This window comes from Enterobacter sp. RHBSTW-00175, from assembly GCF_013927005.1.
Lineage (GTDB): Bacteria > Pseudomonadota > Gammaproteobacteria > Enterobacterales > Enterobacteriaceae > Enterobacter.
On sequence record NZ_CP055930.1, the window covers coordinates 3,384,842 to 3,410,488 of the forward strand.

25 protein-coding genes and 4 pseudogenes are annotated in these 25,647 nt (G+C 49.5%); 18 read left to right on the plus strand and 11 right to left on the minus strand.

Going from position 1 to position 25,647, the window contains the following annotated elements; translation table 11 throughout:
• Positions 1-127 precede the first annotated feature (127 nt).
• Positions 128-931 (minus strand): annotated as a pseudogene (locus HV107_RS16030) (IS5 family transposase).
• A 347-nt stretch (positions 932-1,278) separates the two neighbouring features.
• Positions 1,279-1,446: pseudogene (locus tag HV107_RS27330) on the minus strand (integrase); the annotation flags it as partial.
• 95 nt (positions 1,447-1,541) lie between these two features.
• On the opposite strand from HV107_RS27330, the gene HV107_RS16035 reads away from it, so the two are divergent.
• A complete protein-coding gene (locus HV107_RS16035) occupies positions 1,542-2,105 on the plus strand; it encodes a DUF6387 family protein (RefSeq protein ID WP_021314398.1) in 564 nt (187 codons plus the stop codon).
• On the opposite strand, the gene HV107_RS16040 is transcribed toward HV107_RS16035, so the two are convergent.
• The 4 genes and pseudogenes from HV107_RS16040 to HV107_RS16050 all read right to left on the minus strand — a co-directional run bounded on the left by HV107_RS16040 (position 2,102) and on the right by HV107_RS16050 (position 4,311).
• Positions 2,102-2,946, minus strand: a protein-coding gene (locus HV107_RS16040; protein ID WP_115723444.1) for an IS5 family transposase whose coding sequence is annotated in 2 segments (ribosomal slippage) — positions 2,102-2,604 and positions 2,604-2,946 — 846 coding nt in all. Because the reading frame shifts where the segments join, the coding sequence is not laid out codon by codon here. The genes HV107_RS16035 and HV107_RS16040 overlap by 4 nt on opposite strands.
• A gap of 262 nt (positions 2,947-3,208) precedes the next feature.
• Positions 3,209-3,331: pseudogene (locus tag HV107_RS27335) on the minus strand (transposase); the annotation flags it as partial.
• Positions 3,332-3,591: 260 nt separating this feature from the next.
• The gene (locus HV107_RS16045) at positions 3,592-3,798 is read right to left on the minus strand and encodes an AlpA family transcriptional regulator (protein WP_080491308.1); all 207 of its coding nucleotides are present in this window, start codon (positions 3,796-3,798) and stop codon (positions 3,592-3,594) included.
• A 303-nt stretch (positions 3,799-4,101) separates the two neighbouring features.
• Positions 4,102-4,311, minus strand: coding sequence for an AlpA family transcriptional regulator (locus HV107_RS16050; protein WP_080491305.1), 210 nt, complete (start codon positions 4,309-4,311; stop codon positions 4,102-4,104).
• 124 nt (positions 4,312-4,435) lie between these two features.
• On the opposite strand from HV107_RS16050, the gene HV107_RS16055 reads away from it, so the two are divergent.
• Positions 4,436-5,158, plus strand: a complete 723-nt coding sequence (locus HV107_RS16055) for a hypothetical protein (RefSeq protein ID WP_182059912.1) — start codon at positions 4,436-4,438, stop codon at positions 5,156-5,158.
• Positions 5,159-5,502: 344 nt separating this feature from the next.
• On the opposite strand, the gene HV107_RS16060 is transcribed toward HV107_RS16055, so the two are convergent.
• Both HV107_RS16060 and HV107_RS16065 read right to left on the minus strand, forming a co-directional pair.
• On the minus strand, positions 5,503-6,948 hold the full coding sequence (locus HV107_RS16060) for a YfjI family protein (RefSeq protein WP_064158542.1): 1,446 nt from the start codon (positions 6,946-6,948) through the stop codon (positions 5,503-5,505).
• Between the two features lie 235 nt (positions 6,949-7,183).
• Positions 7,184-7,816 (minus strand): inovirus Gp2 family protein, encoded by a 633-nt coding sequence (locus tag HV107_RS16065; RefSeq protein ID WP_083294074.1) that lies wholly within the window; start codon positions 7,814-7,816, stop codon positions 7,184-7,186.
• A 542-nt stretch (positions 7,817-8,358) separates the two neighbouring features.
• On the opposite strand from HV107_RS16065, the gene HV107_RS16070 reads away from it, so the two are divergent.
• The 15 genes from HV107_RS16070 to pheP all read left to right on the plus strand — a co-directional run bounded on the left by HV107_RS16070 (position 8,359) and on the right by pheP (position 22,301).
• Positions 8,359-9,183 carry a DUF932 domain-containing protein gene (locus HV107_RS16070; protein WP_040217125.1) on the plus strand — a complete coding sequence of 275 codons (825 nt, stop codon included), beginning with the start codon at positions 8,359-8,361 and terminating at the stop codon, positions 9,181-9,183.
• A 5-nt stretch (positions 9,184-9,188) separates the two neighbouring features.
• Positions 9,189-9,437, plus strand: coding sequence for a DUF905 domain-containing protein (locus tag HV107_RS16075; RefSeq protein ID WP_070596360.1), 249 nt, complete (start codon positions 9,189-9,191; stop codon positions 9,435-9,437).
• Positions 9,438-9,516: 79 nt separating this feature from the next.
• Complete coding sequence (locus tag HV107_RS16080; protein ID WP_182059913.1) at positions 9,517-9,960, plus strand: antirestriction protein; 444 nt, start codon at positions 9,517-9,519, stop codon at positions 9,958-9,960.
• 11 nt (positions 9,961-9,971) lie between these two features.
• Entirely contained in the window at positions 9,972-10,451 is a 480-nt protein-coding gene (radC, locus tag HV107_RS16085; protein WP_065805886.1) for a RadC family protein, read from the plus strand.
• 13 nt (positions 10,452-10,464) lie between these two features.
• Positions 10,465-10,686 (plus strand): DUF987 domain-containing protein, encoded by a 222-nt coding sequence (locus HV107_RS16090; protein WP_065805887.1) that lies wholly within the window; start codon positions 10,465-10,467, stop codon positions 10,684-10,686.
• Positions 10,687-10,710: 24 nt separating this feature from the next.
• Positions 10,711-11,070 (plus strand): type IV toxin-antitoxin system YeeU family antitoxin, encoded by a 360-nt coding sequence (locus tag HV107_RS16095; RefSeq protein ID WP_065805888.1) that lies wholly within the window; start codon positions 10,711-10,713, stop codon positions 11,068-11,070.
• A gap of 56 nt (positions 11,071-11,126) precedes the next feature.
• The gene (locus HV107_RS16100) at positions 11,127-11,516 is read left to right on the plus strand and encodes a TA system toxin CbtA family protein (protein ID WP_065805889.1); all 390 of its coding nucleotides are present in this window, start codon (positions 11,127-11,129) and stop codon (positions 11,514-11,516) included.
• 86 nt (positions 11,517-11,602) lie between these two features.
• Complete coding sequence (locus tag HV107_RS16105) at positions 11,603-12,448, plus strand: DUF4942 domain-containing protein (protein WP_065805890.1); 846 nt, start codon at positions 11,603-11,605, stop codon at positions 12,446-12,448.
• A 510-nt stretch (positions 12,449-12,958) separates the two neighbouring features.
• Entirely contained in the window at positions 12,959-13,975 is a 1,017-nt protein-coding gene (locus tag HV107_RS16110; protein WP_182059914.1) for an iron ABC transporter substrate-binding protein, read from the plus strand.
• A 24-nt stretch (positions 13,976-13,999) separates the two neighbouring features.
• On the plus strand, positions 14,000-15,574 hold the full coding sequence (locus tag HV107_RS16115; protein WP_182059915.1) for an iron ABC transporter permease: 1,575 nt from the start codon (positions 14,000-14,002) through the stop codon (positions 15,572-15,574).
• Between the two features lies 1 nt (position 15,575).
• Positions 15,576-16,613, plus strand: coding sequence for an ABC transporter ATP-binding protein (locus HV107_RS16120; protein WP_182059916.1), 1,038 nt, complete (start codon positions 15,576-15,578; stop codon positions 16,611-16,613).
• 163 nt (positions 16,614-16,776) lie between these two features.
• Entirely contained in the window at positions 16,777-17,052 is a 276-nt protein-coding gene (yahO, locus tag HV107_RS16125) for a DUF1471 family periplasmic protein YahO (RefSeq protein WP_182059917.1), read from the plus strand.
• A 438-nt stretch (positions 17,053-17,490) separates the two neighbouring features.
• Positions 17,491-18,570, plus strand: a complete 1,080-nt coding sequence (locus HV107_RS16130; protein ID WP_182059918.1) for a PQQ-binding-like beta-propeller repeat protein — start codon at positions 17,491-17,493, stop codon at positions 18,568-18,570.
• A 53-nt stretch (positions 18,571-18,623) separates the two neighbouring features.
• A complete protein-coding gene (locus HV107_RS16135) occupies positions 18,624-20,810 on the plus strand; it encodes a TonB-dependent siderophore receptor (protein ID WP_182059919.1) in 2,187 nt (728 codons plus the stop codon).
• 102 nt (positions 20,811-20,912) lie between these two features.
• The gene (pheP, locus tag HV107_RS16140; protein ID WP_182059920.1) at positions 20,913-22,301 is read left to right on the plus strand and encodes a phenylalanine transporter; all 1,389 of its coding nucleotides are present in this window, start codon (positions 20,913-20,915) and stop codon (positions 22,299-22,301) included.
• A gap of 96 nt (positions 22,302-22,397) precedes the next feature.
• Here pheP and HV107_RS16145 read toward each other — a convergent pair whose 3' ends face one another.
• The 3 genes and pseudogenes from HV107_RS16145 to HV107_RS16155 all read right to left on the minus strand — a co-directional run bounded on the left by HV107_RS16145 (position 22,398) and on the right by HV107_RS16155 (position 24,201).
• Positions 22,398-22,697, minus strand: a complete 300-nt coding sequence (locus tag HV107_RS16145) for a helix-turn-helix domain-containing protein (RefSeq protein WP_182059921.1) — start codon at positions 22,695-22,697, stop codon at positions 22,398-22,400.
• Positions 22,698-22,763: 66 nt separating this feature from the next.
• On the minus strand, positions 22,764-23,795 hold the full coding sequence (locus HV107_RS16150; protein WP_032425611.1) for an IS630-like element ISEc33 family transposase: 1,032 nt from the start codon (positions 23,793-23,795) through the stop codon (positions 22,764-22,766).
• Between the two features lie 83 nt (positions 23,796-23,878).
• Positions 23,879-24,201: pseudogene (locus HV107_RS16155) on the minus strand (type II toxin-antitoxin system RelE/ParE family toxin).
• Between the two features lie 206 nt (positions 24,202-24,407).
• Here HV107_RS16155 and HV107_RS16160 point away from each other — a divergent pair.
• Entirely contained in the window at positions 24,408-25,646 is a 1,239-nt protein-coding gene (locus HV107_RS16160) for an MFS transporter (RefSeq protein WP_182059922.1), read from the plus strand.
• Position 25,647 lies beyond the last annotated feature (1 nt).

The following is a 25,647-nucleotide window of genomic DNA, read 5'->3' on the forward strand; positions in this document are numbered from 1 at the left end:
TGGACTTGTCGTAGAGTTAACATAAAAAAACAGCTGAGGCACGGTGAGGCAATATTACCCATGATGCTTATTGGGTTTAATGCTCCGGGCCTTGCTCATACAATCTTCATCGTTTTTCATTAAGAGCCTATCCCAGTCGGATTTTATTCCAGACAATGACGCCGCAGGAAAAATATAGCATCGCTTCATAATTTTCGATTTTCTGTTCCCTGCGCGTCAGGACGCGGCGGTAGCAATTCATCCAGCAGTGTGTTCTCTCCACACCCCAGCGATGAGCCTTAAAATCTGTGTTTTTAATGGTTTCTGCTCCCTCTTTCCGTGACCGGATATGAGGTTCATAGCACCGGATTTTCAGATACGCCTCCAGCTATCCGGCTTCATACCCCTTATCCATGCAAAGGCGGAGTCTTCTGCCGGGTCTGCCCGCCTGAAGAGCGTCGAGGGTATCTGCAACCAGCTTTATGTCGTGGGTATTTGCACCGGCGACAGCCAGTGCAAGCGGAAGCCCGTTCGCGTCAGTCATCAGGCTGCGTTTTACTCCCTGTTTACCGCGGTCTGTGGGGTTGCGGCCTGTTTTTTTGAACCAGCCAGTGGTGATTTGGTCATACATCCATCGAGCGACAGCCACGACCAGTCAATAGCATCCAGATGTTCACAGGCAAGCAGGCCGTTCTGCCAGAAGCGTTCAAATACTCCGGCATCCCGCCATTCCTGAAAGCGCCGGTGAGCGGAGTTGGACGAACAAATCCCTGTGGCATTCAGGGCATTCCACTGGCAATCTTTCTGAACATAAAGAAAATGGCATTCATGCCGCACGATTATCAACGCGCTTGCGATGCGTACACAGTGGGGGGTGAATTTTGCGTTCCAAGATGAGTCGGGCCATTTTCTCCCAGAGTTCATCGCTGATCTGCCACTTGTTGCCCGCCATACTTTGATCTCAGAAATTTCCATCATTTATTACCTGACAATCCCTTTTGGGATAGGCTCTTAGCATCATTAACACTTTGTTAACTTGAGCTGGTTTAAGTTAATTTAAATTTGATAAAAAGATAAGGGTGCATGGCCTGTATGGACGCTAACCCGGTAACGTCTTTTGACGAATAATGCAGCAGTATTTTTTATGTTTTTTAACACATTGATTTAAAATAGGAATAATATTTGTAAGGAAGTTTGAGTTACTTATGGGTTACTTCTTGTGGGATTAAAAAACGTACAGAATGAAGGAGAGATTTAAAGTAACACTCGAACAAAACAATGTCGAGTGTTAACGAGGCGTATACTTTCTCTGAAAAGCCTTGCTTGCCTGATATCTTTCGTGGCTATGGATTTCATGTTGTAGCGCTTACAGTTGAAGTAAGGCTTCATGTAGGACGGTATAACGATTCGCACCATGTAAACCCCGCAATGAGCGAGAAGCAGATATCTGTCGCGCTTGTAAGTCATGTAAACCCCTAATATTTTGTCGGGACAGTTGACCATTGGCTGAAATCCGGTTGTTGCATATAGTGATTACCTGTCTGTTGATCATGAGATCGTTGATGCCAAAGATAACCCAAAAACAAAAGGTAGAGTTGACCAGGTGGTTTAAACCTGGCAACTATCTGGCGCTGAAAGACCTGACCCTCCGGGAACTGTACTATGAGTTCGTTCTTCGGCGTGAAATGCACGAACGCTATCAGGAAGCGGCTGAGTCCCCGGATGCTGAGTGGCTGCTGCCAGATGTGAACAAGAGTCAGGAAAAGCTGATTTTTGGTGGTAACCCGATACTTATCAAAAATGTTGATTTCATTGAGTCAGAGGATTTGCTTGAGGATTTTCATGTAAAACCGCTTACAGTTAAGCGGGTAAATTTGTTGATACGCAATATCAAAAAAGTGGCGGGTGTGCAATCCGACAAGCACAATACCCTGGCACCAGAACAAACAGACATGCTTGAAATGTCGTTTACCCGATTTAACCTGGAAAGTTTAAAAAAAGGGGCTGAACAATCAGCCAACACAGGTCGTGAGATTAATCCTGCGCTTAAAAACATGTGGGAACGCCGGATAAAAAAGGCCAGGGAACAGATCTACCTGCAAATCGATTTAGGCTGTGTCCCTTAATTACGTAACCGTTGATAAAAGAGTCGGATGCAGCCCAGTTTCACCATTGCCAGATAATTTCTCGCCGTTTTGTCGTAACGAGTAGCGATGCGACGATATTCTTTCAGGCGGCCAAAGCACCGTTCAACGACGTTACGATTTCGGTACGCATCACGATCAAGCTTCGCACGTCCATCCGATGCCATTTTCTCATTTGATTTTCGGAGGATAACTGCCTTTATGCCGTTGTTTTTCAGCTCATTGCGTAATGCGTGTCCGGAGTACGCTTTGTCGGCCAGTACTGCATGACCACGGCGTTTCATGCTGCCGTTCTGACGCTGAACGCCAATACCGTCCAGAAGTCGTTGCGCGAACAGGCTTTCATGAGCCTGCCCGGGGCTTAACACGATATTTAACGGGAGACCGCTTCCGTCTGTTGCCAGATGGATTTTGGTGCCGAAACCGCCGCGAGAGCGACCCAGCCCATTATCTCCGTCGATATCAGGATGCTTTTTTGAGCACCAGCGGCACATTTCAGCGCCCGGATATTACTGCCATCCAGCGCGGTGGCAGACCAGTCAACAAAGCCGTTCGCATCAAGTAGTGAAAGTAACCTGTTGAAAATAATGTTAATCACGCCTGACTTTGACCACCGGTTAAAGCGGTTATAAACCGTTTTCCATGGCCCATATCGTTCGGGCAAATCACGCCATGGAGCACCGGAACACAACACCCAGAACATGCCATTAATAATTTTACGATGCTCAGCCCATGGGCGTCCGGCTGGTCGTGTAGCAGGTTCAGGAGGCAACAGGGGCTTGATGATGGTCCATGCTTCATCGGGAAGGTCGTAGCGAGCCATAGTTCAATATGTCGTGGAAACAGACAGTTACTATAGCTCAGATGATTAAGGGACACAGCCTAGTCTCAGCATATGCTAATCAATGGGGAGCAGGTCAGGATGGCAGTACCGTTGGCGAGTGCCGGTAACCTCCGCTGTCAGTTTGGTGTAGTGCCACTGACGGCAGCAACACTAGGGACAATTGCAGGTGACAACCCCGAACGCATGAAAAACGAACCTGCATTAGCATCATTCTGTGGCGTTGAAGGTGCCTCTTTATCTAGGCGTGAAAACTTTGGGTGGTGATACCGAGACGTATTGCAACGTCGGAAATAGAATGACCGCTATTAACAACCTGTCTGACTGCTTCAACTTTAAACTATTCTGGATAACGCTTAATACTCACAGGTATTTATATTTGAGCCATCTTGAATGACACCTCAGATGTATGTTAAACCTATTGTGATTAAGTGTTGGGCTGCTTAGTGGGCATCAAAGGAATTTAGTGAGATTCTCCTATTATCCGATAACAAAATGGGCAGGGCTTAGCCCCACAATACTGACGTTTGCATTGGTTACAGATACAACGGGACCGTTTGTTTGCGGTAGTATCTTGAGTGGAGTGAGTCCGTCGGTTAGTGTAGTCAATACGTTTTGCATGCATGGTTAGTTTCCTCTTGATTTTTCCATACGCTGTTTTAACCACGACTTTACTTCGCTTTCAGTCCAGCGAGAGCTGCTGCCCAATTTAATCGGCTTCGGGAATTCACCGTCCTTGATGAGTTTATAAAACCATTTGTCTGTTAATCCAGTGTAAGCAGTAATAAAGGTCATATTAACGAGGCGATCTTTTGTGAGGTCTGTATCTGACATGTGATTATTATTTTTATGATTAAATACTGATGCATGTTCTTTCATTATTAACTCTCTTTCGGTAAATATACAATATCTGGATTTGTTTGAAGCTTAGACTGATTTTTTTCTAAACTTTACCTTTAAAATATAACTGTGCGAAGAAAAATAATATTCGGATATTATAAATCTCATCATTCATGATGGATTATGAATTAACAGTTATTTTTGTATCTAGCCTTAATCTACCCATATGCTGACGTGAGTTGCTCTGACAACAGCAATAAAAATTGAATAGATTGTGTAAGCATTACATCTACAATATCAGATTGATATCGGGCGATTATTTAGCCAGTCGTCCAGTTCTGACTCCAGCCAGCCCACTGATTTAGTGCCCAGCCGACGCTGGATTGGAAAAGTTGGATCATATCGCGGTGATTTTGGATTCAGCCAGTCGTATATGGTGGATCTTTTGATCCCGGCTTTCTCGACTACTTCAGGTAACCTTAAAATCTTCATATCTTGTGTAGACATGGTTCATTGCTCTTGATTGCTTTAGATTGGTTCTTATATTAATGCGAGGGTTAGTATCGAAAAAGCTGTCTTCATAAAGTATTTTTTTAGCTTTACTACTTCACATTCACTTTTTGGTAACTAAATGAAAAATAACGACTTTGATATCCTTTTTGAAGAGGTTTTAAATGAGTTTGAGAAAGCGGTAGTGAAAGTGAAAACTTCCACTCACTTTGAGCCGTGTTCTGGCGAAGAGATGGTGCGTAAGCTCGAGAAAGATGCCCATACTGCCATTACTGATTACCAAAAATGCAGGATTCAGCCTTACAAACATGCTTACAGGGAACGTACTGTTGAAGAGTACATAAGCAGTATGAAGTCTCAAGCTATGTGGACGGGTACACCCGGCAAACTTCTGGAATGCGCTTTTGTATCACATAAATGGGGAATATCTCAGTACAGACAGGGCCGCAAAGCTGAAGGTCGTAAACATGTTTTGATGGCACTAAATTTGATAAACATGTGGAATGGAGCCTGCTGGGCTCTGGAAATGGTAGAATTTAAAGAAGAGTCTAATAAGTTAAAACGAGAAGCAGCAAGCCTCGGTGGTAAAAGAAAGTCGCAGAAATACAGGCCAGTCAAGGATGAAGTCATTAGGCTATTAAAGAAAAATAAGCCTGAAGACGGGTGGAAAAGTAAAGCTGCTGCTATTAATTCTTTAGAGGAAGAGATTTCTAAGTTTATTGAACTTGATTTCCATAAAAATAGTGATTGGACATCATGGGATAAATTATATAGAACCATTAGCGACTGGTCTAGAAATGACATCGAATTGAAGAATGCTTTCGCTGATGTTGTAAAGAGATAACTGATGAAAATAAGCGAATGAAAATGATTTTCAGAGTGTTAGATGTGGAGCCTGTCCGTAATTCTGTGTAACTTCCATCGTATTAAAGGTGATCGCTCAGGCGATCACCGAACTCGATAATAACGCGACTCATTGTCAGCAGTCATTTGAGGCCTATTATTCAATGGTGAAAATAAATGAGTTGAAAGGAGGGGGTTGAGAAAATAGAACATATAAATATCAAAACCTCAATGCTGGGGAGTCACTAAGAGTCAAATGTTTATAACTGGTGATGTTTTTTATATGAATGAATTGCTGCTATTGTCTGCTACCAGTAGCAGACAATAGCAGCTCTTTATCGGTGATTATCGATGGATAGTGATTATTTCGCTCATAGTTCCATTGTTGTTTCTCAATTTCTGGATACTCACCTTCCTTTCTTGCTCAAGGAATTCTAAAGCGGCGTTGAGTTTGATTTTATTTCTTAATTTATAAGGTCCTTTTCTTCTTATTTCCGTTTTGTTTATATGGGTGGTATAACTATAGTGGTTCTCTTTGTGAGAGAGCAGCCAGGCATAGAGTAAATCAGCATTCTGCTCCACTGTTTCACTACGTAAACCACCCGAAGTTAATAAATAAGAATAATAAAAATTCACAATGTTTGAAGCATTTACAACATTTTTTGAGGAAATAGTTCCTGAATTGTTACCGTCAAAATATTCAAATAAGGCAGCCACTCTTATAAAATTTTCTGACAATTTAGAAAACATGCCTTCAAAAAGAGGGGATTTGTCTTTGTGTTGAATTATAGCGTCTTCAGCCTTTTTCTGGTACTCGGATAAAACAGTCTGAGCTTGTTCTGAAAGTGTATAGTATTCATGTGTAACAGTACCACTGTTACACATTTCTTCAAAACTGGATAGCGCCTCTTCGATTTTTTCATGAAATAACCTAAGGCTATCTCCTCCTGCATTTTGTACTGTCTTGGTGTCCCTACGTCCTTGCATAGAGGTGACTCCGGTAATCATGAATCGAGAGAAAAAACCAGAGCCTACTGCATAATCCCCTTGTTTTTTAACATATTTTTCGAATTCATCTGTCTGGATCATAAGTAAGATGGTGAACATGCAATCATCTACTGTGAAACTGCCTGTTTTGCGTTCTACATCAAATGAAGAGCCATCCCATAGCTGGTTTAAAAAACCTAAATTACTCTTAGCTCTTCCCTTAAAGAATACCCCAGCTTCATCTGACATCAGGCTCGCAGAAGGTATATTGTTGTATAATCCCGACTGTAAAGCTTCAGGGGTAGTATCGTTGTAAATCATCTTAGGCAGAACAGGACTTTTCGGTTTTATTCTGTAATGGAGCTTCAGCCGCTCATTTTCACTTTCAATGCTGACACCTTTCTCCGTTTTCTTGCGGATACTCTTCAATATGGATTGTTCCTGTACCTTCCATGATTGAAGTTCTGCATTGTAATCAACTATTAGCATTTCATGTTTCTTTCGGCAGGCTTTCTCAAATGCAAAGACAGGTTGACCCACCAGGTTATATACAGCAGTTTTCCGCTCTCCTGAGTCTGCAATCACGGTAAGATATAAGGAGATGGGCCTGACTCGCCCGTCAGGATAACGAATTTTTTTTAACCCCTGCAATGCAAGTGATGCAAAACCCAGTATGGCGCTACCCACCAGCTCCGGAGGAGCCTGAACATCCCTTACTATAGATTCAATTGCATTCCGCATTATTTGAGGGAAGTATTCTACTGGGTAAGTAGCCTTTTTGTCTTTTATAACTCCAACACTCATATTCGACCTCTCATATGTTAATTTTTACTGGCAGATATACTGCAGGGCCAAGAATATGATACTCATCTGCTATTTGGAATACTCCGGCAGACCATTGGTCTAAATTGGTTTTATTTGGATTGATATTATTTTAGTCAGGATTGTTTTGCTACCTGATACTGTAAAGATATGAGTCATGAATAGCCCTGTTCTGGTCTGTTTTGCTCATGGGGAAATAGATAATTTGTGACGTTTTTTATTTAAAGCTACATCCGAAATTACGTTCACCATCTGTAAAACATTTGCTTTTCTTTTTTGCAAAGTAACTTGTCCGGAAAATCAGCGAACCATATGACTCACTTTGCTTGCCATCCTTTGCATTCAGGTAATAACAAGGATTCCTGGGTGTGTGGACTAACTCTTTATCAGGGGGATAAATGAAACTGACAGCACTCATCCATGACTCACGTATAAGGCGGAGGAGTGTACCTTTTTTACTATCGTACGCTCCCAGTGTATTGAAAGTGTCCCCGTTGAGTAACAGTAATACGTGATAATGTTTCTTATGTGAATCAGGTGCAAACTCTCTGGCCCAGACAACGCGTAATGATGTCTTACGAACTCGCTTTCCCTCTTTCTCCCGCTTGTTAAGATAATGTGAAATTTTTGCTTTCAGAGAATCCGTAAAGCGGGATATTACTGATGAATCTGTCCTTGCGAAATTAGCCTCATCAGGCATGTCATTTAATGGTTTGAGAGCAGGAGTATGTAAATCTATTCTTACAGCCAATACTCTTGGGTGTTCACTCAATGCTTTATCAATAGTTTGTTCTATTTTCTTTAAATGGTATTGATTCAATTTTCCGTGAGAGGTGATATATTCGTACATACTATTTATTTCCTTTTTTATATTTCGAAAGTGTTAGTCGTAGTAGAGCTGATTATTTAATTAAATCACTTGCTCTACGCTTGTATTGTTCATATGCATTATGCATACGGTATATGTTTACTTACCGAGTTATATGCATGAGCGTTGTTGTATTAGTGATGGAATGTTTGTTGGTTTCAATGTATTGAATTACATATGTTCTCATGTTTATTAATCTACAGGCATTGGTTTATATGTGTCGATATGTATCATATAATCTATATACACATCTATATACATACATAGACAAACGCCACTGTTCTTTAGTCAGGGGTTGAAATTGCAATAAAGGAAGGAATTAACGACATTCATGATTTTTATACCTTTTTAACCATCAAATTGCTCTGGAGTTATCACATATAATGCTCGGGCTTTTTTTTATTAAGTTATGGATGAATTTGAATCTATATTACTTTGGTGAAAATCCGTTATTCCTCGAAGCATATATCTATTCTTCTGAGGTTAAGCCGTTTGGTGCAAAGAGATAAATTAAGGAACTCATCATGAAACTAGCCAGTCGTTTTGGACGGGTAAATCAGGTACGGCGCGACCGCCCGTTAACCCGTGAAGAATTAATGCAATACGTCCCCAGTGTTTTTAGTGAGAATAAGCACGAATCCCGTTCAGACCGATATACCTGGATACCGACCATCACTATTCTTGAGAATCTGCAGCGGGAAGGTTTTGAACCTTTCTTTGCCTGCCAGACCCGCGTTCGGGACCAGCGCCGACGGGAGCACACCAAACACATGTTACGTCTGCGTCGTGCAGGACAGCTCACCGGCCAGCAGGTGCCCGAAATTATCCTCCTCAACTCACACGATGGCTCATCCAGTTATCAGATGCTGCCGGGATTGTTTCGTGGTGTCTGTACCAACGGACTGGTCTGTGGGCAGTCATTCGGTGAAGTGCGGGTGCCGCATAAAGGGAATGTGGTGGAGAAAGTTATTGAAGGGGCTTATGAGGTACTGGGGATATTCGACCGGGTGGAAGAGAGACGTGATGCCATGCAGTCGGCTCTGTTACCGCCACCAGCGCAGCAGGCGATGGCGAGGGCCGCTCTCCACTATCGTTTTGGTGAAGACCACCAGCCCGTCACTACTGCTCAGATACTGACGCCACGTCGTTACGAAGACCGCAGTGACGACCTCTGGACGGTGTATCAGCGGGTGCAGGAGAACCTGATGAAGGGAGGACTCGCGGGGCGCACCGCACAGGGGCGAAGCAACCGTACCCGTGCTGTGAACGGTATCGATGGCGATGTGAAACTTAATCGTGCGCTGTGGGTGATGGCAGAGAATATGCTTGACCTGCTGGGACAGGCATAACTTCGATGCGGAGGAACATACCCGTGAACACCGAAACCCATCCGCAACTTCCCTCCGGCCCGTTTACCCGTGAGCAGGCTTCAGACATCGCAGCGCAATATGACAACGTCGCCATTGAAGACGACCAGGGAACGCATTTTCGTCTGGTTATTCGTTGCGAAGGAGTGATGGTCTGGCGGGCATGGAACTTTGAACCTGAAGCCGGGGTTATGCTGAACAGCTACATTGCTCGTTATGGCATCCGCAGGTCCTGACCAACCTTACCAGACTTCAGTCTCAGCCTTTCCCGCCAGCCCTGACCGGCAGGCTTTTTTATTTCCGGAGTCATTAATCATGAACAACGCATTAACGGATAACACCATTCCGACAGACACTCTTTGTGCCACACCTGTTAAAGATGAACAGCGCCTTCGTTTCTGGCCTCAGCATTTTGGTCGTATCCCGCAGTGGATAACCCTCGAACCCCGCATCTTTGCCTGGATGGACCGGTTGTGTGCGGATTACAGCGGTGGCGTCTGGGCTTTTTACACTCTCAGCAACGGTGGTGCTTTCATGGCTCCGGAAGAGAGTGACGGTCCCTGGTCGCTGTTCAATATCCTGAATGGTAACGGCGCTGAAATGAGTGCTGAAGCTGCGGGTATTGCGGCCTGTCTGATGGCTTACAGCCACCATGCCTGCCGCACGGAGTGCGATGCCATGACAGAGCATTATTACCGTCTGCGCGACTATGCGCTGAACCACCCTGAGTGCAACGCCATTATGCACATCATCGACTGAGGTCCTGCACCATGGAAAAACAGTTACCGTTGTTTGCATATGAACTGACAGCCTCCGCACAACAGACCATCCGCGAGGCGTTGACTCTTCTGGAGCGCCAGTTACGCGAGCCCGGCGCATCGTTTACGTCCAGCAGTTCAGTACGTGACTGGTTACGGCTTCAACTGACCATGGAGGAAAGAGAGACATTTGTTCTGCTGCTGCTGGACAACCAGCACCGCATGATTACGCACGAAACGCTGTTCAAAGGCACCATCAGCCATACCGAAGTCCATCCACGGGAAGTGGTGAAAGCCTCCCTGAAATACAATGCGGCAGCGGTGATTGTCGCGCACTGCCATCCCTCAGGCCATGCCGAACCCAGTCAGGCTGACAGACGGGTGACAGAGCGTCTGAAGAATGCTCTGGACCTTGTGGGGGTGCGTCTCCTGGACCACCTCGTTATCGGCGGAATGGATATCGTCTCGTTTGCCGAACGGGGCTGGTTATAAGGGAGGAGTATTAATGAAAATTATCAGTAAACGTCAGGCAATGGCGATATACCGACAGCATTCGCAGTCCAGGCTGTTTCGCTTCTGTACCGGCAAATATAAATGGTCCGGCAGCATCTGCCACTATGCCGGTCGCGAGGTGGAAGATATCAGCGGTGTACTGGCCGTATTCGCAGAGCGCCGCCAGGACCGCAACGGCCCGTATGTCGTATTACGCAGCGTAAGCCTGAATTAATTCACGATTAAGGAGGACTACATTTTGTCGAAGAACACCACGATAGCAACGCATGATATCAGCGAACCCTGGTGGGGGCTCAGGCGAAGTGTCTCCCCGTGTTTTGGGGCCCGTCTGGTCCAGGAGGGAAACCGCCTGCATTACCTGGCTGACCGGGCGAATGTTAGCGGACAGTTCTGTGATGCGGATTTACGCCATCTTGACCAGGCTTTCCCGATATTGCTCAAACAGCTGGAGTTAATGCTCACCAGCGGTGAACTGAATCCCCGTCATCAGCACTGCGTCACGCTGTATGCAAAAGGTCTGACCTGCGAGGCCGATACGCTCGGTTCGCACGGCTATGTTTATATCGCGATTTATCCCACTCCTGTCGCCACGGCATAACACCGTAATACTTCGCACTTCAGCGCACATATCTTCCCACTAAAGAGATAACGCTTATGCAAACCAAATCATCCCCCCTCATGCGGGCGGCATCGTCACGTCCGTCTCCGGTGAGTGTCTGGCAGACCCTGCTGACCAGCCTGCTGGCACAACACTATGGCCTCACGCTTAGCGATACGCCGTTCAGTGATGAACAGGTCATTCAGCAACATATTGATGCCGGTATCTCGCTGGTTGATGCCCTGAATTTTATCGTTGAGAAGTATGAACTGGTCCGCACTGACCGCCCAGGCTTCAGCATCCTGACGCAGTCTCCGTTTATCACACCCATAGATATCCTCCGGGCCAGGAAAGCAACGGGGCTGATGAACCGTGACACGTATAAAGAGGTGACGGCTATTACCAGAGGGCAACATCCGCAGGTCAGCGCTCCAGGCAAGCGATGAGCTGGACGAAACAAACCGCGTCCCGCAAGCACATAAACACCAGCCCTGACCGGCTGGTATTTTTCTGACTATAAAGGAGAGAAATAATGTCCGGAAATAATATTAATGAACCCGAAGTATTAACCGGGCACACCGGTGTGATTTGTTCCACCAGCATTGAACGTATTGTCACTGGCCGTAATGCTGCGCTGACACGGATTGAGGCGCTAATTCGTCAGCTTGATGACGTTTCCCAACTTACTTTCGGGATTGGTGGCGACGTAGCTAATCATTGGGCGATGCGGCAGGGCCATTCTTTCGACTGCTGGTTGGTGCAACCTGTAGATAAAGCGATGCCAGTCATCACCCGCAATATCGACTGCAGCATCTGGCGCGATCTGATGTTGAAGTCAGGGATGCTGACATTGATGGATGCTGAGGCGCGTAGCCAGTGGGCTAAAAACCTCGAAGAGGGCGATCTCCCGGCAATCAGCGAAGCGAATATCCTGAGTACCTTTGAGCAACTTCATCTCAACAAACAGGAGGTCTTCGAGCGTGGCATCATCAATGTGTTCAGGGGATTAAGCTGGGATTACAAAACCAATAACCCCTGTTACTTCGGCAAGAAGATTATCGTTAACAATCTGGTGAAGTACGATAAATGGCGCTATAGCCTGAGCTGGGGCTGGCGGCGTGACCAGTTAGCCGATCTGGAGCGCATGTTGTTCCTGCTGGATGGTAAAACCATTCCCGATAACCGGCACGATGTGACTATCCGACTGATGGATTTCATTCGCGATAATCCACTACTGCAGGTATTCGGAGATGATCTCTTCACTATTCGCCTTTTCCAAAAGGGTAGTGGTCATATCTCGTTTAAGCGTATGGATCTGGTAGATAAGATGAACAACATCGTAGCGAAGCACTATCCGGGGATGCTGGCAGCACAGTGATTTACAGTTATAATCATCAGATTCGAAATCGTTTGTTTTTTCAGCGAAATACGATTGGGGGCCTAATTGGGGGCTCCTGAGTTTTTCGAACAGAAAAATATCCAGTTATAGCAAGGGTTGCAAGGCTTATATTCGAATCCTGTAGGGACCATTCAGGTCATCGTTTTATCAAAACACCCATTTCACCGCCGTAAAACTCTCTTATGCTCCTGCACGTCATTTTTTGAATAATGCTGTGTATTTCACCTCAGTAACGTGTAAATTCAATTGCCTGAAATAAATAGAACGCTAATTAAATAATGTATTTTGAATCTTAAGGTTTTCCTAATCTTTAATATATCCATATTTTTTTCTTAGATTTTTATCATTTTAAATTCGCGTAAAAGCCTATTTTAGACTTTTACGTAAAAACATGACTGATAGTAATTATCATTAGCGTTTTTGTATGCTTTAATCCGTATCCGCAAAGCCATTCGTTGTGATTTACTTTGGTCTATTAAGGATATGTTCATGAATTCTCGCGTATTGTCATGCTTCTCGCTTGCATTATTGTCTTCATCACTTTTCCTTTCAACTCAGTCTGTTGCGGCTGAAAACAACGAAGGTATCGTTGTTTATAACGCCCAGCATGAAAATCTGGTGAAGTCGTGGGTTGATGGTTTTACTAAAGAAACAGGGATTAAAGTCACACTGCGTAATGGCGATGACAGCGAGCTGGGTAACCAGCTGGTTCAGGAAGGCGATGCATCACCTGCGGATGTCTTCCTGACCGAAAACTCCCCATCAATGGTACTGGTTGATAATGCAAAACTGTTTGCGCCATTAGATGCGGCCACTTTAAAACAAGTCCCTGCGGAATATCGTCCTGCGCACGGCCGCTGGATCGGTATTGCTGCACGTAGCACCGTCTTTGTTTATAACCCGGCTAAGCTGAGCGAACAGCAACTGCCTAAATCGCTGATGGATCTGGCAAAACCTGAGTGGAGAGGCCGCTGGGCTGCTTCCCCGTCTGGTGCTGATTTCCAGGCGATTGTCAGTGCGATGCTGGCGCTGAAAGGCGAACAGGCTACCCTGGACTGGCTGAAAGCGATGAAAGCCAACTTTGTTGCCTATAAAGGCAACAGTACCGTGATGAAAGCGGTCAACGCTGGTCAGATTGATGGCGGCGTGATTTATCATTACTACCGTTTTGTTGATCAGTCCAAAACCGGTGAAAACAGCAAAAATACCCAACTCTATTACTTCAAACATCAGGATCCGGGCGCGTTCGTGAGCCTCTCTGGCGGCGGTGTTCTGGCGTCCAGTAAGCATAAAGAGCAGGCGCAGGCGTTCATTAAGTGGATCACCGGTAAAGAAGGTCAGGAGCAGCTGCGCACTAACAATGCATTCGAATATGCCGTAGGCGTTAACGCCGCGTCTAACCCGAAACTGGTTCCGCTGAAAGATCTTGATGCACCAAAGGTTGAGCCTTCTACACTCAACAGTAAGAAAGTCATTGAGCTGATGACACAAGCGGGCCTGCTGTGATCCTAAGAGTTAAGTGAAAGCCTTATGTCTGGTTTGAGTCTCGACCTCGGTAAAAGTACATCTCGCCAGCCGCCCCGCAAGCGGCCGGCGTTGCCGATGGTTGTGTTAGCTGTACTGTTTTCATTGATGGCGCTTCTGCCTTTAGGTTTTATCATTGCCATTGGCTTTGAGACCGGCTGGGAAACCATTAAGGCTCTCGTGTTTCGCCCGCGTGTTGCTGAGCTGCTCAGCAACACGTTGTGGCTGACGGCGTTAACGGTGCCTTTGTGTATTGTCCTGGGTGTCTCCATCGCCTGGTTGACTGAGCGTACTACGCTTGCGGGCCGTCGGGTCTGGTCAGCGCTTGCCGTTGCGCCGCTGGCGATCCCTGCATTTGTCCAAAGCTATGCCTGGATAAGTGTCGTGCCTTCTATGCACGGTCTCTCTGCGGGTGTATTTCTCTCCGTACTTGCCTACTACCCGTTTATCTATATGCCTGTTGCTGCGGTTCTGCGCCGCCTTGACCCAACGCTTGAGGATGTGGCCTCTTCGCTCGGTACGCCGCCGTGGCGGGTGTTTTTCCGCGTGGTGTTGCCGCAGTTAAAACTGGCGATTTGTGGCGGGGCGCTTCTGGTTGCGCTGCATTTGCTGGCGGAATATGGCCTGTACGTCATGATCCGCTTCGATACCTTTACGACCGCGATTTACGACCAGTTCCAGTCAACGTTTAGCGGCCCGGCGGCCAATATGCTGGCGGGTGTGCTGGCGTTGTGCTGCCTGGCGATTTTGCTGCTTGAAGGCGCAACGCGCGGTAAAGCCCGCTATGCCCGTATCGGATCCGGCGCAGCGCGCGAGCAAAAACGCTGGCCGCTGAAACCGGCTGCGGCTGCGATGGGGCAGGTGCTGTTTGTGGCGCTGGTTATTCTGGCCCTGGGTGTACCGCTCGTTGTGCTGTGTCGCTGGATCTGGCTTGGGGGCGTACAAAACTGGATGAGCGCCGATCTCTGGCTCTCGCTTCGCCAGACGCTGGTACTCGGCGTGGGTGGCGCGCTGCTGACCACCGTCTGCGTGATCCCCATTGCCTGGCTCGGTATTCGCTATCCGCATCACGTGTTCAGGATGCTGGAAGGGTGCATTTACATCACCAGTTCACTACCGGGGATCGTGACGGCGCTGGCGTTGGTGACGGTAACAATCCATTACGCGCGGCCGATTTATCAAACCGAAGTCACGCTGTTCCTCGCCTATCTGCTGATGTTTATGCCCCGTGCGCTGATCAACCTGCGGGCCGGCATCGCACAGGCGCCGGTAGAGCTGGAAAACGTTGCCCGCAGCCTGGGTAGCTCTCCGGCAAAAGCACTCTGGAGCGTCACCATGCGGCTTGCCGCCCCCGGTGCGGCGGCAGGTGCTGCGCTGGTGTTCCTTGGCGTCAGTAACGAACTCACCGCGACGCTGCTGCTCTCGCCGCTGGGGACACGCACGCTTTCAACCGGCTTCTGGGCGCTGACCAGTGAGATTGATTACGTTGCTGCGGCGCCTTACGCCATGCTGATGATCCTTATCTCACTGCCGCTGACCGGTATCCTTTACATGCAGTCTAAAAAAATCGCAGGGCTTTGACATGCTTGAACTAACGTCGATTTCTAAATCATTTGCCGATGCGCTGGTGCTCGATAACCTGAACCTGACCGTCGCGCCAGGAAGCAGAACGGCGATTGTCGGGCCGTCGGGTTCAGGAAAGACAACGCTGCTGCGTATTCTTGCCGGTTTTGAAACGCCGGATGCCGGGCGCATTGTGATGCAGGGGAAAACGCTGTTTGATGAGGCGAATTTTGTTCCTGCTCATCAGCGTGGGATCGGTTTTGTTCCGCAGGAAGGGGCGCTGTTCCCGCACCTCAATGTGGCAGACAACATTGCCTGGGGGCTGGAAGGCACCCGGCAGGAAAAACGCCAGCATGTTGAGGCGCTTATGGAGATGGTGTCGCTGGACAGGCAACTGGCAACGCACTGGCCTCATGAGATTTCCGGCGGTCAGCAGCAGCGCGTCGCACTTGCGCGTGCCCTGGCACAGCGTCCGTCGCTGATGCTGCTGGATGAACCTTTCTCCGCGCTTGATACCGGGCTTCGCGCTATGACGCGCAAAGCAACGGCGGATCTGCTCGCTGACGCGGGCGTGGCGTCTATTCTTGTGACCCACGATCAGAACGAAGCCCTGTCATTCGCGACCCAGGTTGCCGTGATGCGCTCAGGGCGTTTCACCCAGGTGGGGACGCCTTTTGAGGTTTATACCCAACCGGTGGACGAAGAAACCGCGCTGTTCCTGGGCGATGCGCTGGTCCTGCCTGCACAGCTCAATGCCGGGCGCGCGATTTGCGCGCTGGGTGAAGTCCTGACTGATGATGATAAGGCAACGGGGCAGGGACGTATGATGCTGCGCCCGGAACAGCTCCGCGTGACAGCGTGCGCGCCGCATGAAAGCCAAATCTCCATTCTTGACGTCGATTTCACCGGCCACTTATCCACGCTCACACTGGCACTTGCCGGGCAGCAAGCACCGCTTATCCTGAAAACAGTGAGCCAGCCGGGTTGGAACTCGGGCACGTCTGTACGTATCGATATTGCCGGTAAGGCCCGTGTTTTTTGCGTTTCGCAGGCCTGAAAGAAATTCTTAATACTCGTTAGTATTTTCCGGCAACGGGTTGTTATAAAAGATTTTTTCCAGGCATGTGGCATTTCCTGAGTTTCTCTACCATGCTGATAAAACCTCACCAAGAAAAGTGAGGTTTTACGTGGTTGTTTATTAATCTCAAGGAAAAAAGGTTATGAAAAAAACAATTGCTATTTTGATGGGAACGGCGTTTCTGTTTACGACTAATGTCTTTGCTGCTGAACTGATGACTCGTGCAGACTTTAATAAAGTCGCGTCCCAGTATAAAAAAATCGGCACTGTCTCCACTTCGAATGAAGTATCGGTCGATGATGCGAAAAAAGAGCTGATTGAGAAAGCGGATAAGAAAGGTGCTGATGTTCTGGTGCTGACTTCCGGCAATACGAACAACAAAATTCATGGCACGGCCAATATCTACAAGAAAAAGTAATACAGTGAATGCCACCCCGGAATGACGGGGTGGCGTTCCGTTTTGTTTCGTTTTAAACCCGCCTGAAATAAGTATGGTTGCTTGAGCTGCGTCTTCAGTGGCTAACCACTGAAGTAACCCCTGCATCTCGTCGATTTTTCTCTCCGCCAACTCATTAACCCGACACGGGATCTCAACCTAATAATGATTTTTTGAATCCCCTTCTGTATTTACACTTGATTACACAAAGATAATGAGTATAGTTCTCATTCTCTTTAGTGTTTGCGGCAACGACGGACGCCCCCGCATCAGCAGTGAGTGCCTGACTCACAAGGAACACTGAGTAATTACGGTGGACTTTGCACTGGCCTTACAGCCTGTCAACACAATCAGATCGCTTAGCGACATACGACGCAATTTCCCGCCTGACTTTCTCTTGAACGGTAAAGGATGTTCCTGATGACCCCAAAAGTGTCTGCGCTGGCATTGGTTGTTGCTGTCTCTCTTTCCGGTTGTGCCGCACAACAGGCGGCCACACCGGCACCTGCTGTCCAGAAGACCGTAACCACGCCTGATAAAACCGGCGTGCTCAAACGTGAACTGGCCGATGGTCTGTACGAAATGGTACTCAATAAGAAGGGCGATGCGCTGTTTGTTGCCAGTTCTGAAGGCTTTAAGGATGTGCAGGGCGGTGTGGTCTATAAGCTTGATCCCGCCACGCTGAAAACCCTTGGCCGCAGCCATACGGATCTGAAAAACTTCGCGATGACCATCGCACCTGACGGGCAAACGGTCTACGTCACGAACTCGCTGGACGGCGGTATCAGCGCCATCAGCACCGCGGACGGCAAAGTCAAAAAACGCCTGATGTTCACCGAGCGCAACAAAGAGGGCTTCCCGTTTGGTGCACGTGAAATTCTGCTGCACGACGGCACGCTGTTCGTGGGGGGCGTGGGCGATCCGGGTGTGATTTGGGTGATAGACGCCGAAACCCTGAAGCTGAAAAAAACCATCAAAAATGCCGGCCAGTGGGTCACCGGGTTACTGTGGTCTGAACAGACAGACCGTCTGTATGCAGCCAACGGCGGCGGCGAGATCCTCGTCATCAATCCGCACACCAACAAAATCGAAAAACGCTGGAAGCCGCTGGGCAGCAAGCCAGCCCTGCTGTTGAATCTGGCCGAAGACAAGGCCACCGGGCGCCTGTTCGTCACGGATAATTCCAAAGCCAAAACCACGCTGGTGCTCAATATCCGCACCGGTGATGTTATCAAACAGCTGGATATCGGCGACTCGCTGGCGGTGAAGTTCAACGCCAGACGCAATGAGCTGTACATCACCCAGCGTGAGAGCGGAAAACTGCTGAGCCTGGACGCCACCACCTACGCCGTGAAGCAATCATGGGATCTGCCGCCGAACCCAAACAGCCTGCTGCTGGCCGCAGATGGCCAGACGCTATACGTCACCGTTAAACAGGCTTTCAACAAAGACCACTCAACAAACGGGCCGGACAGCGTCGTTCGTATTTCGCTTAACTAAATTCTAAGGCCCGTTCACGGGCCAATTTTGCGCGTACTTTTAATGAGTTAATTATGACCAACACCACAATGCACAAAACGCTGCTGGCGCTTGCCATTGGCGCGGTTACACACTCCGCCTTTGCGGCGGATAACAAAAATGAAGACACCATTGTCGTTCAGTCGGCTTCGGCAGACACGTTCAAACCGGGCGGCGATCAGCTGGTGCCTGCCTTCCTTGACGGGCAGGTGGCAAACGGTGGACGCATGGGGATGCTCGGCCAGCAGAATGCCATGGACGTACCGTTTAACCTGGTCAGCTACACCGCGAAGCTGGTTGAAGATCAGCAGGCGAAAACCATTGCCGATGTGGTCGCCAACGACGCGGGTGTGCAGTACGTTCAGGGATACGGTAACAGTGCAGAAAGCTTCCGTATTCGCGGCCTGAAGTTTGATGGTGATGACATGACCTTTGGCGGCCTGTCCGGCGTGCTGCCGCGCCAGGTGGTTGATGCGCAGATGGTGGATCGTATCGAGATCTTCAAAGGGGCAAACTCCCTGATGAACGGTGCGGCAAGCTCTGGCGTGGGCGGGATGATCAACCTTGAACCAAAACACGCAGGCGAAACCCCACGGGCGAAAGTTGGCGTGGATTACACCTCTGATTCGCAGTTTGGTACCACTCTGGATGCCGGTCGTCGTTTCGGTGACAGCGATCAGTTTGGCGCGCGGGTGAACCTGGTCCATCGCGAAGGGGAAACCGGTGTGGCGAACGATCGTCGCCGTACCACCCTGCTGTCGACTGGCCTGGATTACAAAGGCGATAACTTCCGCACCTCGCTGGATGTGGGTTATCAGAAGAAGACCTTCCACGGCAGCCCGACCAGCGTCAACATTTCGGCAGTAGACTTCATTCCTGAGCCACCGAAAAATGACCGCAACATTTCGCAGAAATGGGCTTACAGCAATATCGAAAACGAATTCGGGATGTGGCGTAGCGAATACGACATCACCGATAACTGGACGGCATACACCGGCCTCGGCGCGCAACACGCGCACGAAGAAGGTTTATACAGCGCACCGAAGATCCTCGACAAAAGCGGCCGGGCGATTGTGAGCCGACTGGACACAAACCGCATCAGCGACTCGGTCAGCGGTATGGCGGGCATTCGCGGCAACTTCAGTACCGGCTTCGTCTCGCATAAGGTAAACGTGGGATATTCCGCGCAGACCAAAAACGAAAAAATTGCGTGGAAGATGTCGAAGGCGGCGGATAACCCGTACACCAACATCTATCACAACACCGGCGTGGATGCGCCAGACAGCACCAACTTCAACGGATCTGGCGGCGATTACAGTGACCCACTGACCAGCGGTCGCACCCGCTCTCAGGGCTGGCTGTTCAGTGACACACTCGGCGTGCTGGATGACAAGCTGCTGTTCACCGCAGGTGCCCGTCATCAGAAGGTGGTGATCCGTGGCTATAACAAAATCACCGGGGCAGAAAACGACGCGGATGGCTTCGACGGCAGCCGCTGGATGCCAACCTACGGCGTAGTGTATAAGCCGTGGAATGAGATCTCGCTTTACGCTAATCACACCGAGGCATTGCAGCCGGGTAAAACCGCGCCAGATACGGCAACCAACTACGGCCAGAGCACCGGGATCGTCCATTCAAAGCAGAACGAAGTGGGGGTTAAAGCCGACTTCGGTCGCGTGGGAGGCTCTCTGGCGCTGTTTGAAATCAAAATGCCATCGGCCATTCTCGACAGCGTGACCAAACACTATGGTCTGGATGCCGAGCAGCGTAACCGCGGGGTTGAGCTGAATGTCTTTGGCGAGCCAATGCTGGGGATGCGTCTCAACGCCAGTGCCACCTGGCTACAGGCGGAGCTGACCAAGACCAACAACGGCCTGAATCAGGGCAACGATGCCATCGGCGTACCGAATTTCTATGCGGTGCTGGGTGCTGAGTACGACATCAAACCCATTGACGGGCTGACGGCAACCGCGCGCGTGAACCACTCGGGCACGCAGTATGCAGACCTGGCCAACACCAAAAAGCTGGACAGCTACACCACCCTGGATCTGGGGATGCGCTACCGTTTTGCGGTTAACCAGAATCAAAACCAGATGACCCTTCGTGCGGGCATCGACAACGTCACCAACGAAAACTACTGGGCGTCTGTTGATGATTCCGGTACGTATATCACTCAAGGCGAACCCCGGACCTTTAAAGTCTCGGTTGGCTACGAGTTCTGAGTTCCACCCTCGTTATCAGGGGCAAGGATGCCCCAATCCCTTGCTACCACCAGCATGAAGTGTTAAAACGTGCCCCTTCTAAAAAAGAGACAGGGGTAGGACGTGAAAGACGCGTCATCCGCTTCGGGCAGTGAGAGCGCCGAAGCCTCGTCGGAACATAATCCGACGCTGCAACGTGGTTTGCAAAATCGACATATCCAGTTAATTGCCCTCGGCGGTGCAATCGGTACCGGGTTGTTTCTCGGCATCGGCCCTGCTATTCAGATGGCTGGCCCGGCAGTGCTGCTGGGTTACGGTGTCGCCGGGGTTATCGCCTTTTTGATCATGCGCCAGCTTGGCGAGATGGTCGTCGAGGAGCCAGTATCAGGCTCATTTGCGCACTTTGCCTATAAATACTGGGGGCCGTTTGCAGGCTTCCTGTCCGGCTGGAACTACTGGGTGATGTTCGTGCTGGTGGGTATGGCTGAGCTGACCGCCGCAGGCATCTATATGCAGTACTGGTTGCCGGACGTGCCGACGTGGATCTGGGCTGCGGCCTTCTTCATCATTATCAACGCCGTTAACCTGGTGAACGTGCGCCTGTACGGCGAAACCGAGTTCTGGTTTGCACTGATAAAAGTGCTGGCGATTATTGGCATGATTGGTTTTGGCCTGTGGCTGCTGTTCTCTGGCCACGGTGGTGAGCGTGCAACCATCGATAACCTGTGGCAGCACGGCGGTTTCCTGGCAACGGGCTGGAAGGGGCTTATCCTGTCGCTTGCGGTGATTATGTTCTCCTTCGGCGGGCTGGAGTTGATTGGGATTACCGCGGCTGAAGCGCAGGATCCGCATAAAAGCATCCCCAAAGCCGTGAACCAGGTGGTGTACCGTATCCTGCTGTTTTACATCGGTTCCCTGGTGGTGCTGCTGGCGCTCTATCCGTGGGTAGAAGTCAAATCCGACAGCAGTCCGTTTGTGATGATTTTCCACGATCTGAACAGCAACGTGGTGGCTTCAGCGCTGAACTTCGTCATTCTTGTGGCATCCCTTTCGGTCTATAACAGCGGAGTGTATTCCAACAGCCGAATGCTGTTTGGCCTGTCTGTGCAGGGCAATGCGCCGAAATTCTTAACCCGCGTCAGCCATCGTGGTGTGCCAGTGAATTCGCTGCTGCTCTCTGGCGCAATCACGTCGCTGGTGGTGTTGATCAACTATCTGCTGCCAAAAGAGGCCTTTGGCCTGCTGATGGCTCTGGTTGTCGCCACGCTGCTGCTGAACTGGATAATGATCTGCCTGGCGCACCTGCGTTTTCGCGCGGCAATGCGTCGCAAGGGGCGCGACACCCAGTTCAAGGCGCTGTTCTACCCGGCGGGGAACTACATCTGTATCGCCTTCCTGGGGCTGATCCTCGTGCTGATGTGCACCATCGACGACATGCGTCTTTCCGCGATGCTGCTGCCAGTGTGGGTGTTGTTCCTGTTTGTGGCGTTTAAGCTGTCACGTAAGAAGTGATCTGCTTTTCTCCCTCTCCCTGTGGGAGAGGGCACCTGACCGTACTTGCCTTAAAGCCCGGTGGCGCTTCGCTTACCGGGCCTACAATCCTGGGCATCAAATCTGAAACGCTATCCTTTTCCCATTCGGTAGCGTCACATCAATACTGAGTTCTCCCCCAAGCGCACTGACATAGCGTTTGAGTGTTGAGAGTCGGGGATCGTTACCCGGTTGTTCGATTTTTGCCACTGTGGGTTGCTTTACCCCCATTGCCGCAGCGAGTTCCGTTTGCGAAATGCACAGTTCTTCCCGCAGTTGATTCAGTGCAACAATTCGGCGCATCTTTTCAACTTTCGTCGCAATACGTTCCTGACTTTCCGCACTCTGTTGTGCCATAAGTTCTTTTAGCGATGCCATATGGCCTCCTTATTTGCCAGATGTTTGCTGAATTCAGCGTCAGCTAAATAGCTGCGCCTAATACCGCTACACTTTTGCCTGACCATGTTTTCCTCCGGGGAATGGGCTGGCGGTTTCCATAAAATGGCGGACCTTTTTCAGTAACTGCCACATTGAGCGGCACTGATGATTACGGGTTATCGTGTCATGAAGTGCCTGCCATAGCCGTTCCACATGATTCACCCACGGCGAGTAAACCGGCTGGTAAATTACCCTGAACTTGGGATTTGCTTTCAACCAGCGCTGTGTTTCGCGGCTTTTATGGATAATGTAGTTATCAACGATCAGCGTGATTGTTTTCGCCCGCCGGTAAGTGGCTTTCAGGTGCTTCAGCAGAGCGATAAACAGCGCTGAACTTTTGCTGTTGCCGCCCACGTAGCTGACTTTACCCGTGCCACTGTGCAGTGCGCCGGCCAGATAGTATTTTTCGTTCTGCCCCGGCGTCACTACCCGTTTCTGCTGTCCGCGCAACTGCCAGTCCGCACCGATTTTAGGATTAAGGTGGATATCCACTTCATCTTCATAAAATACCGGATGCTCTGCGCTGCATTCATCCAGCGCTTTGTGGATTACCGCCATCTTTTCATCTTTATGTGGGTCACGGATACGCAGAGTTGGCGCGGCCCTGCGCCATACAAGCCCCGCAGATGGCAACCAGCGGCGAACGGTTCCTGCATGTAACTGGCAACCGGTTATCTCATTGATTTTTAATGCCAGTAATTCGGTGCTCCAGCGTGAACGTTGATAACCAAAATCGCCGGGAGAATGCTTTATCAGCTCACGTAACAGGGTGCAGATATGTTCAAAAGGCCAGCGTCGGGAGCGCCCTGCGGGTAAGGATTTCAGGCCTTCAATACCTGAGTGCGTAAACCAGTTAATCCAGCGACCAACGGATGAACGAGCACAACAGAGAGTTCTGGCAACATCGCTGACCCGTTCACCCCGATGAAGCATCAGCATGGCCGTGAGTCTGCGGGCATGATTTTTATCGCGCGTTTTATGAATAGCTTTCTGCATCAGGCGTCGTTCGCCACGGGGTATTGGTGCTATGATCGGCATCGCTCAGTCCGGTTGGTGGTTTTGGTTGGTTTGGCGATTGATCAGATCGCACAATCCGGGCTGAGTTCCCTTTCAGTGATCTACTATTCCGCGCATCTATTTAGCGTAATCATCTCATTATAGAATCGCTTCTCAACACATCCGGTCTTGTCTCCGGCACACAACACAATGGCGGTGCGACTCGGATCAAAAGCAAAAAAGGCTCTAATAGGATCACCTGAATGCTGGGTCCGCAGCTCTTTCATATTCGGATAGGCTGAAGCTTTAACAGTATCGACATATGGACGCCCAAGCTGAGGGCCAAACTCAGCGAGAATATGCATTGCAGCAAGTACGTCCTCCTTAATGCGAGTGTCTGGTTAAAAAACCATTTATCAAATCTGTCCGTTGTCTCGATGTCCCACATCGTTTCTCCTTATTTCTTCCTCGCCATATCATTTTATAGCCAATAGGCTATAAAACCAATCAAATCACCTGGGCTGGCGATGAAATGATCTTTATCGTGACCCCCCTCCCATTTCTGTTTCGATCCACAGGATCTTTATTTTGTAATCGATTACTTTCCATTTGAACTTTTTTGTAATCGATTACTTTTTCTGGGTGAGGCTCATCATGGTGTCAACAACTGAAAGTAGTGAAAAGGCGATAGTACAGCACCGGCTTCTTGTGCCACGGCTGTCGTTAATGATGTTTATGCAGTTTTTTATCTGGGGTAGCTGGTCGGTCACGCTCGGTCTGGTGATGACTCAGCACAACATGTCTTTGCTGATTGGCGATGCGTTCTCCGCAGGGCCAATTGCTTCTATTCTCTCGCCGTTTGTGCTCGGGATGTTGGTGGATCGCTTCTTTGCCTCGCAAAAGGTGATGGCGGTAATGCATCTGGCGGGGGCCGCTATCCTGTGGTTCGTGCCAGGGGTGCTGATTGCAGAAAACGGCGCATTGCTGATTGGCCTGCTGTTTGGCTACACGCTCTGCTATATGCCCACACTTGCGCTCACCAACAACATCGCCTTTCACAGCCTGGCGAATGTCGATAAAACCTTCCCGGTGGTGCGCGTGTTCGGCACGATTGGCTGGATTGTCGCCGGGATCTTTATCGGCGTCACCGGCGTGGCGTCCAGCGTTACCATTTTCCATATTGCGGCCACCTGCTCGGTGCTGCTGGCGCTCTATAGCCTGACGTTACCGCACACCCCGGCGCCAGCGAAAGGGCTGCCGGTACAGCTGCGCGATCTCTTCTGCGCAGACGCCTTTGCGCTGCTCAAAACGCGTCATTTCTTTATCTTCTCGCTCTGCGCAATGCTGATTTCCGTGCCGCTCGGGACGTACTACGCCTATACCGCGTCTTATCTGGCCGATGCAGGAATTGCGGACGTCAGTACTGCCATGTCGTTCGGGCAGATGTCGGAAATTGTCTTCATGCTGATAATCCCTCTGCTGTTCCGCCGTCTGGGCGTGAAATACATGCTGTTGGTCGGCATGTTGGCGTGGTTTGTGCGTTACGCCTTCTTCGCGCTGGGGGTGAGTGAGGAAGGGCGCTTCCTGCTTTATCTGGGCATTTTGCTGCACGGCGTGTGCTACGACTTCTTCTTCGTGGTCGGCTTTATTTATACCGACCGTGTAGCGGGGGAGAAAGTGAAAGGTCAGGCGCAGAGCATGATTGTGATGTTCACTTACGGTATCGGAATGCTGCTGGGCTCGCAAATTTCGGGCGTACTTTACAAGGGGCTGGTGGCCGGGCAAACCCTGCCGCAGGCGTGGGTGGCGTTCTGGTGGATCCCCGCGGTAGCGGCCGCGGCGATTGCACTGATTTTCCTTCTCACGTTCAGGTATGACGATGACAAGGCTTAAC